This window comes from Acinetobacter sp. RRD8 (genome assembly GCF_031844225.1).
Taxonomy (GTDB): domain Bacteria; phylum Pseudomonadota; class Gammaproteobacteria; order Pseudomonadales; family Moraxellaceae; genus Acinetobacter.
The window spans coordinates 1-13674 of sequence record NZ_JAUZUU010000015.1; the positions used below are offsets into that span (position 1 = coordinate 1).

Sequence of the window (13674 nt, forward strand, 5' to 3'; positions counted from 1 at the left end):
CCTGTATATTTTTATGGCTACCTTTATAGGGTTAATTATGAACAGTAAATGTCAACAGATCCTAGATTATTAATGAAATGAGAGGAAATTTTTCCTATATGAAAATAAGTAATAATAATTGAAGATTTTCATCATTATTACTTTAAATTTAATCGAATGCTATAAATACTGAGATCCGTGAAACTTTGACAGGCTTATCAATAAAACCGCTATGAAATATGTATAAAAAGCATTTTATTGATAGGTTCAATCTCGCTATCCTTGCCAGCGATATAATAGAAACTACTAGCTGTACGCCATGTATTTATATACTGATTTCGATCAGCAACTGATTAATGAACGTGTTGCACAGTTCCGTGACCAAACGGAACGTTATTTAGCCGGTAAACTCACTGAAGATGAGTATCGTCCGCTTCGTCTGCAAAATGGTCTGTACGTACAGCGTTATGCGCCAATGTTACGTATTGCCGTGCCATATGGTTTGATGAACTCAAAACAACTTCGTAAAGTGGCTGATTTGGCAAAAGAATATGACCGTGGCTACGCGCATATTTCGACCCGTCAAAACATCCAGTTTAACTGGCCAGCGCTTGAAAACGTGCCAGATATGTTGGCTGAACTGGCGACTGTGCAAATGCATGCGATTCAGACTTCAGGTAACTGTATCCGTAATACCACGACGGACCAGTATGCAGGTGTGGTTGCAGGTGAAATTGCCGATCCACGTCCGACTTGTGAATTGATCCGTCAATGGTCAACCTTCCATCCGGAATTTGCTTTCTTGCCACGTAAATTCAAGATTGCAGTCTCTGCGCTTGAAGAAACTGACCGTGCAGCCACTGCATTCCACGATATCGGTGTGTATATTGTGCGTAATGAAGCAGGCGAAATGGGCTATAAAATCAAAGTCGGTGGTGGTCTCGGCCGTACGCCAGTGATTGGTAGCTTTATCCGTGAGTTCTTGCCGCGTGAAGACCTGATTGCTTATCTGGAAGCAGTCCTTCGTGTGTATAACTTGCATGGCCGTCGCGACAACAAATATAAAGCACGTATCAAGATTCTGGTAAAAGCTTTAACACCAGCAGTATTTGCCGAGAAAGTTGAAGCTGAATTTGAGCATACGATTAAAACACTGAAAATCGATACAGACACCTTGGCGAAAATGGATGAGAACTTCACGCCATTCGATTATCAAGATTATGCAGATGAAGATTTCACTGAATTGTTCGCGCAATATCCGAAATTCAAACAGTGGTTCAATATCAATACCAATGCACATAAAGTGAAAGGTTATCGTATTGTGACGATTTCACTGAAACGTGCCGGAATTGCACCGGGTGATGTCAGCACCGAAGAAATGAACCTGATTGCAGACCTTGCCGATCAGTACACTTTCGGTGAGCTGCGTACCACGCATGAACAAAACATTTCCCTGGTCGATGTACCACAAAAAGATTTGTTCGCTGTATGGCAAACCCTTGACCAAAATAACCTGGCACGTGCGCATATCGGTTTCTTGACCGACATCATCTGCTGCCCAGGCGGTGACTTCTGTTCATTGGCCAATGCGAAATCCATTCCGATTTCTGAAGCGATTTCCCGCCGTTTTGATGATCTGGATACGATTTATAACCTAGGTAAACTGGATCTGAATATTTCAGGTTGTATGAATGCCTGTGGTCATCACCACGTGGGTAACATCGGTATTTTAGGTGTAGACAAGAAAGGTGCAGAATTCTACCAGATCACTTTAGGCGGTAATGCCGATCATGATGCTTCGATTGGTGACATTCTTGGCCCATCATTTGCAGCCGAAGTCGTGCCGGATATCGTAGAAGAAATTCTGAATACTTATCTTGATCTGCGTCAGGATGGTGAAGAGTTTATCGATACTTATCGCCGTGTCGGCATTCAACCATTTAAGGAGCGTGCATATGCTTAATACCGCACTTCAAGTACTCTCTAAAGATGGCACGATTGCAGACAATACCTATCAATTGATGGGTGAAGATGGTGTTTTGCCTCAGGGTGATGTGGTATTAACTGTTGAACAGTTAGATCAAATTACCAATGTGACAGGCAAAAAAGCATTGTACTTAACTGTAGATGCTTCGCCTGAAACCAATGATTTTCCGCTCGATCAGCTCGATGCAATCTTTATTGAGTTTGCCGGTTTTAATGATGGCCGTGGTTATTCATTTGCAGCACTTCTTCGCCGTCAGGGTTTCCAGGGCGAATTGCGTGCTACTGGAGATGTATTCAAAGATGTACTGAATTACATGAAGCGTTCTGGTTTCGATACTTTTGTGATTAAAGAAGGTAAGGATATTCAGGAAGCTGCTGCTGGTTTGAATGATTTCAGAAATCCGTATCAGGCATCGACTGCGGTTGCACAGGCACATTATCAAACAGGTGCATAATTTAAATTAAGTTACTGTCAAAAAGCCGGATTGATTCCGGCTTTTTTATGTCTTGATAAAAACCTTTAATTTTCTTCAAGTTGACAGTTGATCATCCAGTGGATTCCAAACTGATCGCTAAAGGCGGCATAAAGTGCGCCCCAAAAGGTTCTTTCTAGCGGCATCTCAATTTGACCATTCACCGATAAAGCATCAAAGAGTCGTTGTGCTTCAGCTTGTTCGCTAGCGTCTAAGTTAATGGAAATATAGTGGTTATTACCTTGCGTAAACACGGTATTGGTTTGCGCGCAAAATTGATCATTCGTATCGGATGCCATCAGTTCTGTAAATTCGTTAATGGGAAGTGAGATATGCAAGATTTTATTTTTATCCACTTCCGACAGTGTGACACCTTCTTCAGTTGGCATTTCACCATAACGACTCAGACTTGAAAATTCGCCTCCAAAAACTGATTTATAAAAGTTAAAGGCTGCTTCAGCCTGACCTTGGAAATTGAGGTAATGATTCAGTTGCATGGGAGAACTCCCTTTTTATTTTGCTTGCTTTAATCTACGCCACTTTGTGGTATTTTGCGCGAGCAAGCTTTATCAAAATGTAAGCGAAAAAAATCCTCCAGATCAGGAGGGTTTTTAACTCCCTCTCCTTATGGGAGAGGGATGGGGGTGAGGAAAGAGGTTAGAGTAATTCAATCGCTACAGCAGTTGCTTCACCACCACCAATACACAGGGCTGCAATCCCTTTTTTTCCACCGGTACGTTTTAGTGCATGAATCAAAGTCAGGATAATACGCGAACCGGTTGAACCCACAGGATGGCCGAGTGCGCATGCACCACCATTGATGTTGACTTTTTCAGGATCTAGCTTGAACTCATCCATTGGGCACATGGTGACCATGGCAAAGGCTTCATTGATTTCCCAAAGGTCGACATCAGAAGCGGTCCATCCGGTTTTATCCAGTACTTTCTGGATTGCACCGACTGGAGCAATGGTAAATTCAGATGGATGTTGAGAATTCGATGCATAGGCCACAATTTTGGCTAAAGGATTTAAACCTTTTGCTGCTGCATTGTCAGCCGAGGTAATTACTAAAGCTGATGCACCATCTGAAATCGAGCTGGCATTAGCCGCCGTAATCGTACCGTCTTTAGCAAACGCTGGACGTAAAGTTGGAATTTTATCGATGTTGGCATTAAATGGTTGCTCATCTTTATCAACAACCACATCGCCTTTACGGTTTTTAACTGTTACAGGCACGATTTCATCAGCAAAGTAGCCTTCATTGACCGCAGTTTGCGCACGCTTTAATGAGCGAATCGCAAAATCATCCATCTGCTCGCGGGTATAGCCTTTGGTATTTGCCATATCTTGGGCAAATGAACCCATCAAACGACCTGTTTCAGCATCTTCCAAGCCATCCAGAAACATATGGTCCTTGATTTCACCGTGACCCATACGGAAACCGCCACGCGCTTTTGGCAATACATAAGGTGCATTGGTCATGGATTCCATACCACCGGCAACCACGATTTCAGCAGAACCTGCTTTAATCATGTCAGCAGCCTGCATGACGGCTTTCATGCCTGAACCACATAATTTATTAATGGTCACAGCACCAGTAGAATCTGGAAGACCAGCTTGACGCATCGCTTGACGTGCAGGGCCTTGCTTTAAGCCTGCCGGAAGGACACAGCCCATAATGACTTCTTCAATATCTGCTGGTTGCAGACCCGCACGGGCAATTGCTTCTTTAATGGTGACCGCACCGAGTTCTGGCGCAGTTACACTGGCAAGACTCCCCTGGAAGCCACCCATGGCTGTACGTGCACCATTGACAATTACGATGTCAGTCATTGTTCTCTCTCCGTATGAGTTTTAATCAATTTTTCAGACTTAAGCAGTATATTGAAAAAAACTCAGGATTGAAGCGTTAAACGCAGAGAAGCATAAACTGGATAGTTCTGTTAGCAAGACGAGAGACTTTCGATCCGGATATGCCCCATTTTGCTGAGTACAATACGCTGTTGGTTAGAAAGATGGGTAGAACAATAATAAAAACTACCATTTGAACCAATCGGCAAGGCAGTGTGCGCTTGATAAGTGACACTCGGTAAACTCAAAGTTCCTCGCCAACTCAGGTTGCCGTATTTGAGGTTAAGTACATCAATATGTAAAATTTGTTCGTCTACATCCACTTGCCTATTTTTGTTTTTATCGATAAAAACCAGCATGTTCTTGTTCCATTGATTGGCTTGGCAACTGAGAGAATCTTGGCTCGGGCAGATCACAATATTTTGATGAAACACTGCAGCCTGGCTACGTGCATAGCGATTAATTTGAGATAATTTGATCGGAATATTTTTGGCTTCCTGTTTGGATCGATAGTCATGGAAGTACGGTAGGGCGATACTGACGAGAATTGCAATCATTGCAATACAGATAATTAACTCAACAATAGTGAATGCTCTTGTTATTTTTTTATACATAGAGTTACCTGATTTATATATTATTTTTATAATAAAGATGTTATTAATTATACGTTTTTTATGCTTTATTGAGCGTGTAAATCAGTGCTTACTTAAGTTTCAAGAAAGCTGTTAAATATAATTGGCAATCACAATAGGTCATTCAGAATAAAAAATTGAGTAAAAAATTACTGAATTACAACGGAAATTGTAAGTAATTTTGTCAATAATTTACTTGATTAGATTAATCAAGCACTTGGAAAAATAATAAAGTGTTTGTATGATGCCATGTGAATAGCTTAAAAATAATACTGGGGTAATAAAAAGCCTATCTCAGGATGGCCTATTACGGGCTTGAGCTTGAACAACAATTGTTATCTCTGGAGGATAAATCCATGAAAATGAGTCGTATTGCTTTAGCTATGCTTGTAGCTGCACCTTTTGCTGCTGCCAATGCAGGCGTAACTGTTACTCCGTTGATGTTAGGTTATACCTTCCAAGACACTCAGCACAACAATGGCGGTGACGATGGTGAGTTAACAACTTCTGGTCAAATGGAAGATGATTTATTTGTAGGTGCTGCTATTGGTGTTGAATTAACGCCATGGTTAGGTTTTGAAGCTGAATATAGCCAGGTTAAAGGCGATATGGCTGAGCTAGCTGGTGCTGAATACAAAGGTCAAAACATTGCAGGTAACTTCTATGCAACTTCTGATGTTTTTACTGGCAATTATGACAGCAAAGTGAAGCCATACATGCTTCTAGGTGCGGGTCACTACAAATATGAATTTGATGGTGCTACTGAAGCTCAATTAGGTCGCGTTGGTCGTGGTCTTGAAGAAGAAGGTACTCTAGGTAACGCAGGTATCGGTGCATTCTGGCATATCAACGATGCATTGGCGCTACGTACAGAAGCTCGTGGTACTTACCATTTTGACGAAAAATTCTGGAACTATACAGCACTTGCTGGTCTTAACGTAGTTCTAGGTGGCCGTTTGAAACCAGCTGCTCCTGTTGTAGAAGTTGCTCCAGTTGAGCCTGTAACTCCGGTTGCTCCAGCTCCACAAGAGTTGACTGAAGACCTGAACATGGAACTTCGTGTGTTCTTTGATACCAACAAATCAAACATCAAAGATCAATACAAACCAGAAATCGCAAAAGTTGCTGAGAAGTTAGTTGAATATCCAAATGCTACTGCTCGCATCGAAGGTCACACTGACAACACTGGTCCACGTGCATTGAACGAACGTCTATCTCTAGCGCGTGCTAACTCTGTTAAATCTTCACTTGTGAACGAATACAACGTTGATGCATCTCGTTTGTCTACTCAAGGTTTTGCTTGGGATCAACCGATTGCAGACAACAACACTAAAGAAGGTCGTGCTATGAACCGTCGTGTATTCGCGACAATCACTGGTAGCCGTACTGTTTTAGCTGAACAACCAGTTGCTCAATAATTCATTATTGAACACTCATTAAAAAGGCAGCTCTTCGGAGCTGCTTTTTTTATGTCTGTATTTTGACTACACTTAGCCTGTTAAGATGTCGTTGAGTAAAAATATGAGTGTCGAAATTCCTGAAGACTTGCAAAATCTGGAAGCCAATAGCGGAATTTTTTCGATTTGGATGATTTTTCATCATTATGGGATTGATCTGCATATTCCGGACTTGGTTCAGCTCTGTCGCCATGATCCCGAGATGGGAACTTCAACTATTGCCCTTGCTGTTGCTTTGCGGACCTTAGGACTGGATGTCACTTTTTTTAGTGAATATGATGCAGACAAACAGCCGGTTGAGCTTGAGTTTTATCAACAAGCTGAGAAACTTAAAATACCTGTGGAACAGCGTGTGATCTTTTATGCAGAGATTCAGCAGCAGGTTGAAGCGGGCTGCTTCGTGATAGTGTTCTACGACACCTTAGACGGGGTAGGCAATCATTCACTGATCTATACAATCGATGAGAACGAAATCAGTTTCTTTGACAGTTTTGATGCTATGCCAGCCCAGGTATTTGAGCAGCAGCGTCAAGCAGAAGGAATTTGCCAGCAAGTGATTGTGATTGATGATCGCAATTTTGTGATGCGTCATAGTTAATTCAAGAAATAAAAAATCAGCCCGTAAGCTGATTTTTTTAATGAATAATTTTTTATTCCTGATCAAGTTTCATCGGCTGCACATCCATCTCTTGATAAGAGACCAGTTTGGTTTTTTTCTTCCATTTGTAGCCGAACCAAATCGCTAGGAATAGCGGAATACTGATATAGGTCGATAACACACCCATCCATTGACCGGCCAAAACATCCTGATAGTTCTGTCCGAGAACAACAATCGCACACAGGATAAATGCAAACCAAGGAGCAAAAGGAAAGAATTTAGCGCGATAAGCCAGATCTTCCAGTTTATATCCTTGAGCCAAATAACCTTTGCGGAAGCGGTAATGTGAAATGGCAATCCCGAGCCAGACAATAAAGCCACACATCCCTGACATGTTTAGCAGCCAGTTAAAGACTTCCTGTTCACCAAAGAAAGTAGTCAGGAAGCATAGAGCTGCGATCGCCGTAGTGGCATAGAGTGCATTCATTGGCACACCACGCGGGTCCAGACGCGCAAACATTTTAGGTGCACTGCCTTTACGCGACATATCAAACAGCATACGGGTAGATGAATACATGCCAGAATTACCCGCAGATAGAATAGCGGTCAGGATCACTGCATTCATGATACTGGCGGCAAAGGCAAAACCGGCTTTTTCATACAATAAGGTGAATGGCGAAAGCGCAATATTATCTGTTGCAGCGGCCTGTAATAAACGTGGGTCATTATAGGCAATCAAGGTGCCGATAATGAAAATACACACGATATAAAACAGAAGGATACGCCAGAAAATCTGTTTGATGGCGACCGGAATGGTTTTCTTTGGATCTTTCGATTCACCTGCCGCCACACCGACCATTTCGGTACCCTGGAAAGAGAATCCGGCAATCATCGCCACGCCAATTAATGCCTGGAAACCACCGACAAAGGGTGCATCACCAATGCTCCAGTTGGCAAATGCTTCTGCACCCGGGGTCAGCATGATCTTCACGATCATCCAGATCCCGATGATGATAAAAGCAATGATCGCGAGAACTTTAACCAGAGAAAAGAAAAATTCAGATTCGCCAAAGCCTTTTACCGTCAGGGCATTAATCCCGAAAATAATGGCCAGGAAAATGGCACTCCAGTACACGCCCGGAATATCTGGAAACCAGAATTTCATAATAAACTGAACGGCAACCAGCTCAAAAGCCACGGTAATGGCCCAGTTGTACCAGTAGTTCCAGCCCAGAGCGAAACCAAAACCACCTTCGACATATTTGGTGCCGTAAGTGAAAAATGCACCTGAGGTCGGGTTGTGTGTGGCAAGCTCGCCTAGACTGGTCATCAGGAAATAAATCATGATCCCAATCAGTATATATGCAAGTAGTGCACCACCTGGTCCAGCGTTGGCAATGGTCGCCCCTGAGGCCAGGAATAAACCTGTACCAATGGATCCGCCAATGGCAATCATATTCAGATGACGAGCACCCAGCTTACGCTGCAGCTGCATCGTGTTTTGCGTTTCGCTCATCATGATTCCTTAACATTTTTTTGAGTGCTGGCGAAGAGCACTTTAAAGCCTTGTTGATCCGCTTTTACTGTGCAGCGACCAAAGTTTTGTTCAATCAGGGTCGGGTAGTTCAAGAAACGGTTAGCCACGATCCAAAGCTCACCGCCTGATTTTAAATGACGACGCGAGGTTTTACACAAGGTTTCGCTTGCCGTGTAATCGGTCTCGATTCCCAGATGAAAAGGCGGATTACTCACAATGGCATGCAAGAACAAGGGTGCATCCTCAATGCCTTTAACCGCTTTGATTTCAATCTGTTCAGGAATGAGCTGGTTTTCTTCAAAGGTCATTTGTGTGGAGGCTAGCGCAAAGGCATCGACATCCATGGCAAAAATCCGGTTTTTCGGATTCAACTTTGCCAGATACGCACTAATTACACCTGCGCCACACCCAAAGTCGGCAATTTTACCTGAAGTGACTTGTGACAAATAAGGTAATAGGGTGGCAGTTCCTACATCCAAACGGTTTTGACTAAAGACGCCTGGAAGTGCACAAATATTCAGGTCGCCATTTGGTGTCGATACGGTATAACGCTGTGCCCAGTCTGCAAGTGCTTTTTTCTCGACCGTATGTTCTAGAACCAATTGCCAAAGCTGGCAATGACGCGCGCTGTCAAGTTTGAGTGTTTTACCAAAAGGCTGCAACTGTTTGGCTGCGCGTTCTATCCCGCCTTTCTTTTCACCGACCAGAAAAACACTGCTACCCGGTTTAAGCTGCGCTGCCACGGTGTGCAGTAAATAATTCAACAGTTCTTTAGACTTGGGTACAAAAATAACTGCCTGATCAAACTCAGCTTCAGGCATCTCTGCACCAAAATGCACATCTGCTTGTTGTGACTGGAAATATTGAAAATCGTTAAAATTCCATGTCCAGACAGCGGGATTGATAGAGGCATCGAATTCAGCGAGCAGATCATCTGTTGGTGCATTAATCAGTAAGATGCGACCCGACAAAAAATCATATTGTCTTAATAAAACTTCGCTTTTAGGATCCATAGGTATCTCTCCAATATAAAGAACACTGCCTAAGTCTGACCTAGACAGTGTTCTTTGGACATGAAATTACTTCTTTGTTTCAGGAAGTACTACATTCAGAATAAGGGCAGCGATACCACCAGTAGCAACGCCTGAGCTAAAGATATTACGGAATAACTCAGGAAGATGTTCAAGAATTTGTGGAACTTGTGCAACACCTAAACCCAGTGCTAATGAAATCGCAATAATCAGCAGGGCACGACGGTCCAGATGGACACCAGACAGAATGTTAATACCAGAGGCTGCGACTGCACCAAACATCACCATCACTGCACCACCCAGTACCGCTTGCGGAACGGCCTGAATAATACCAGCAACTGCAGGCAACAAACCAAGAATAACCAGCAAAGCAGCAATCCAGATGCCGACATAACGACTCGCTACACCCGTCAACTGAATTACACCATTGTTCTGTGCAAATACTGAACTTGGGAAGGTGTTAAAAATACCGGCAAGGAATGAATTCGCGCCATTCACCAGTACACCGCCTTTAATGCGCTGCATCCATTTTGGACCATCAACTGGCTGGTTGGAAAGCTTTGAAGTCGCAGTGATATCACCAATCGCTTCTAAAGACGTCACCAGATAAATGAATGCCATCGGAATAAACAGACTCCAGGAGAAGCTTAAACCGAAATGCATTGGGGTTGGAATCTGTACCAGTGGTGCATCTTTCAGACCAGAGAAATCCAGATGGCCCATAAAGCCTGCCAGAACATAACCACAGATCAGGGCGATCAAAATGGCAGAACTTTTTACCCAGGTAATCCGGATACGGTTCAGAATAATAATCAACGCCAAGACGGTACAAGACATGATCAGGTTGTCAGCATTGGCAAAAGTTTTATCGCTCATGGCCTGATAACCACCGCCCATACTGATTAAACCTTCTTTAATTAAGGTCAAACCAATCAGCAGCACGACAATACCGGTGACCAAAGGGGTAATCAGTTTTTTGATCCAAGGCAGAATTTGTGACACGCCCATTTCAATAAATGCACCTGCAATCACCACACCAAAAATAGAAGCCATGACTGCTTCTACAGGTGTGCCTGCAGCCACCATGGCTGAACCAATACCAATAATTGGACCGATGAAGTTAAAGCTGGTTCCTTGGACAATCAGCAGACCGGCACCAAATGGCCCCACTTTTTTAGACTGTAAAAAAGTCGCGATACCCGAGATCACCAAGGACATGGACAAAATCATGTTGGTGTCTTCTTTGGAAACACCGAGCGCCAAACAAATCAGCAGGCCAGGGGTCACAATCGGGACAATAATCGCCAGTAAGTGCTGGAATGCAGCTAAAAAAGCAATTAATGGTTTTGGTCGATCTTCCAGACCATATACCAGGTCAAGTTGATCTTTAGAAGGAGGAGATTGATTAAAATCAGACATGTGTCAATGCAAATTAAGGCTGGGTGGCGCTATTCTAATCGAGTTACACGTCTTTACAAAATCAAAAAAGCCTCAACGGAGCAAAAAAAGTTGAGGAGTGTGGTTACAGTGACTATAAAAGTTTTGTATTTTTCTGTATAATTTGCCCTCAAATTACATACGCATTGAATTTACATGTCAGATATTAAAACTCTCCGTAACATCGCCATTATTGCGCACGTCGATCATGGTAAAACCACTCTTGTAGACAAACTTTTGCAACAATCAGGTGCTCTCGGTGATCGCGCGGGTGAGATCGAGCGTGTCATGGATTCTGGCGCTATTGAAAGCGAACGTGGTATTACCATTCTTGCAAAAAACACTGCAATCAAATGGTTAGATGAACGTACCAATACTGAATACCGCATTAACATCGTGGACACCCCGGGACACGCCGACTTCGGTGGTGAAGTTGAACGTGTAATGTCGATGGTTGACTGCGTACTTCTTCTTGTAGACTCACAAGAAGGCCCGATGCCACAAACTCGTTTCGTAACGCAAAAAGCGTTCGCACGTGGTTTGAAACCAATCGTGATTATTAACAAAGTCGACAAGCCAAGCGCGCGTCCAGACTGGGTAATTGACCAAGTATTTGATTTGTTCGATAACTTGGGTGCTTCTGACGAACAGTTAGACTTCCCAGTTGTTTATGCTTCAGGCCTTCGTGGTGTTGCTGGTCCTTCTCCAGAAGAACTTGCTGAAGATATGACTCCGTTGTTCCAAACGATCGTAGACATCGTTGAACCACCAGCGGTTGACGTTGACGGTCCATTCCAAATGCAAGTATCTTCACTTGACTATAACAGCTTCGTAGGCGTTATCGGTATTGGTCGTATCCAACGCGGTTCAGTGAAATTAAACACACAAGTAACTGTAATCGATAAAGATGGCAAAACACGTAACGGCCGTATCTTAAAAATCATGGGTTATCATGGTCTAGATCGCGTTGACGTTGAAGAAGCTTCTGCAGGCGATATCGTTTGTGTAACGGGTATCGATGCACTTAACATTTCTGACACCATCTGTGATCCGAAAAATGTTGAAGCTTTACCGCCATTGTCTGTAGATGAACCTACAGTATCGATGACATTCCAGGTAAACAACTCACCGTTTGCTGGTAAAGAAGGTAAGTTCGTAACTTCACGTAATATCCGTGAACGTCTAGACCGCGAATTGATTCACAACGTAGCATTACGTGTTGAAGATACTGACAGTCCAGACCGTTTCAAAGTATCTGGTCGTGGTGAGCTTCACCTTTCAGTTCTGATTGAAAACATGCGTCGCGAAGGCTTCGAAATGGGCGTATCTCGTCCACAAGTAATCATCAAAGAAATTGATGGTGAAAAACAAGAGCCATACGAAAACGTTACTTTTGACGTTGAAGAACAGCATCAAGGCGCTGTAATGGAACAAATGGGTCACCGTAAAGGCGAAATGACCAATATGGAAGTCGACGGTAAAGGCCGTATCCGTATTGAAGCCACTGTTCCTTCACGCGGTCTGATTGGTTTCCGTTCTGAATTCCTGACCATGACTTCTGGTACAGGGATCATGACGTCTAGCTTCTCGCACTACGGTCCAATGAAGCAAGGTACTGTTGCAAAACGTCAAAACGGTGTATTGATTTCTATGGTTCAAGGTACTTGCTTGGGCTATGCACTGTTCACACTTCAAGACCGTGGTCGTCTATTCGCGAAACCACAGTTAGAAGTTTATGAAGGTATGATCATCGGTATTAACTCTCGTTCAGACGACATGACAGTTAACCCGACTAAAGCAAAACAGTTAACGAACGTACGTGCTTCTGGTACTGATGATGCGTTAACGCTGGTTCCTGCGATTGAATATACACTTGAGCAAGCGCTTGAGTTTATTGAAGATGATGAACTAGTAGAAGTAACACCTAAGTCAATCCGTATCCGTAAGCGTTTCTTGACTGAAAACGAACGTAAACGTAACCGTTCAGGTAAATAATCGCTAGATTATTTCGGGTTTTCAAAAACCGTAATTTTTTCGAAGATTACGGTTTTTTTATATTTACGTTATGCTTAAATCATAATTTACTAAAACGCATTAAATTAAGTCAAAATTAAAAGTATTTACTCAGGTATAATTTGACCCAAAACTTGAAAATAAAATATGGGAGCAGTTATGAGTATTATTCAAGAATTTAAAGAGTTTGCGATCAAAGGCAATATGATGGATCTAGCGATTGGTGTCATCATCGGTGGTGCTTTTAGCAAGATCATCGATTCATTGGTGAAAGACATCATTATGCCTTTAATTACCGTGATCACCGGTGGTGGCGTCGATTTTACGCAAAAATTCTTTATCTTAGGAAGAAACCCAGACAATTTACAATCTTTGGATGCCTTGACTAAGGCGGGTGTGAATGTACTGACTTATGGTAACTTTTTAACGATTTTAATTAACTTCTTAATTTTGGCTTGGGTCGTATTTTTATTGGTGAAATTCATGAACCGTTTACGTAAACAAGAAGGCCCAGTCGAGGAAACTCCGACTACTCCAGCCGATATTGAATTGCTGCGTGAAATTCGTGATGAATTGAAAAAGCGTCCACCTCAAGTCTAATTTTTCTAATCCTCCTAAATCCCCCTTTTATAAAGGGGGAACTCCTCCCTTTGTCAAAGGGAGGTAAGGAGGGATTTATA

At 42.8% G+C, this 13674-nt stretch carries 12 protein-coding genes; 6 read left to right on the top strand and 6 right to left on the bottom strand.

Annotation, left to right across the window (positions count from 1 at the left end; genetic code table 11):
• Positions 1–298 precede the first annotated feature (298 nt).
• Positions 299–1942, top strand: a complete 1644-nt coding sequence (locus Q9R24_RS12010) for a nitrite/sulfite reductase (RefSeq protein ID WP_222110713.1) — start codon at positions 299–301, stop codon at positions 1940–1942.
• A complete protein-coding gene (locus Q9R24_RS12015; RefSeq protein ID WP_005106136.1) occupies positions 1935–2420 on the top strand; it encodes a DUF934 domain-containing protein in 486 nt (161 codons plus the stop codon). Before Q9R24_RS12010 ends, Q9R24_RS12015 begins: the two co-directional genes overlap by 8 nt.
• A 65-nt stretch (positions 2421–2485) precedes the next feature.
• Here the strand turns inward: Q9R24_RS12015 and Q9R24_RS12020 are convergent, their stop codons facing one another.
• From Q9R24_RS12020 to Q9R24_RS12030, 3 genes are all read right to left on the bottom strand, one after another.
• A complete protein-coding gene (locus Q9R24_RS12020; RefSeq protein WP_004281708.1) occupies positions 2486–2935 on the bottom strand; it encodes a VOC family protein in 450 nt (149 codons plus the stop codon).
• Between the two features lie 160 nt (positions 2936–3095).
• The gene (locus tag Q9R24_RS12025; RefSeq protein WP_004281709.1) at positions 3096–4271 is read right to left on the bottom strand and encodes a thiolase family protein; all 1176 of its coding nucleotides are present in this window, start codon (positions 4269–4271) and stop codon (positions 3096–3098) included.
• Between the two features lie 110 nt (positions 4272–4381).
• Entirely contained in the window at positions 4382–4903 is a 522-nt protein-coding gene (locus Q9R24_RS12030; RefSeq protein WP_311204597.1) for a GspH/FimT family pseudopilin, read from the bottom strand.
• Positions 4904–5277: 374 nt separating this feature from the next.
• On the opposite strand from Q9R24_RS12030, the gene omp38 reads away from it, so the two are divergent.
• Together omp38 and Q9R24_RS12040 are read left to right on the top strand one after the other, a co-directional pair.
• The gene (omp38, locus tag Q9R24_RS12035) at positions 5278–6339 is read left to right on the top strand and encodes an outer membrane protein Omp38 (protein WP_213687617.1); all 1062 of its coding nucleotides are present in this window, start codon (positions 5278–5280) and stop codon (positions 6337–6339) included.
• 103 nt (positions 6340–6442) lie between these two features.
• Positions 6443–6976, top strand: coding sequence for a peptidase C39 (locus Q9R24_RS12040; protein ID WP_184412456.1), 534 nt, complete (start codon positions 6443–6445; stop codon positions 6974–6976).
• 52 nt (positions 6977–7028) lie between these two features.
• Here Q9R24_RS12040 and Q9R24_RS12045 read toward each other — a convergent pair whose 3' ends face one another.
• From Q9R24_RS12045 to Q9R24_RS12055, 3 genes are all read right to left on the bottom strand, one after another.
• Positions 7029–8492 carry an amino acid permease gene (locus Q9R24_RS12045; RefSeq protein WP_305158054.1) on the bottom strand — a complete coding sequence of 488 codons (1464 nt, stop codon included), beginning with the start codon at positions 8490–8492 and terminating at the stop codon, positions 7029–7031.
• A complete protein-coding gene (locus Q9R24_RS12050) occupies positions 8492–9526 on the bottom strand; it encodes a methyltransferase (RefSeq protein ID WP_213687616.1) in 1035 nt (344 codons plus the stop codon). Before Q9R24_RS12050 ends, Q9R24_RS12045 begins: the two co-directional genes overlap by 1 nt.
• 66 nt (positions 9527–9592) lie before the next feature.
• Complete coding sequence (locus Q9R24_RS12055) at positions 9593–10963, bottom strand: uracil-xanthine permease family protein (RefSeq protein ID WP_004281715.1); 1371 nt, start codon at positions 10961–10963, stop codon at positions 9593–9595.
• Between the two features lie 174 nt (positions 10964–11137).
• Here Q9R24_RS12055 and typA point away from each other — a divergent pair, with 174 nt between their 5' ends.
• Together typA and mscL are read left to right on the top strand one after the other, a co-directional pair.
• Positions 11138–12976 (top strand): translational GTPase TypA, encoded by a 1839-nt coding sequence (typA, locus tag Q9R24_RS12060; protein ID WP_004281716.1) that lies wholly within the window; start codon positions 11138–11140, stop codon positions 12974–12976.
• Positions 12977–13153: 177 nt separating this feature from the next.
• Positions 13154–13594: a large conductance mechanosensitive channel protein MscL gene (gene mscL, locus Q9R24_RS12065; protein ID WP_004281717.1), complete on the top strand. Its 441-nt coding sequence runs from the start codon at positions 13154–13156 to the stop codon at positions 13592–13594.
• Positions 13595–13674 lie beyond the last annotated feature (80 nt).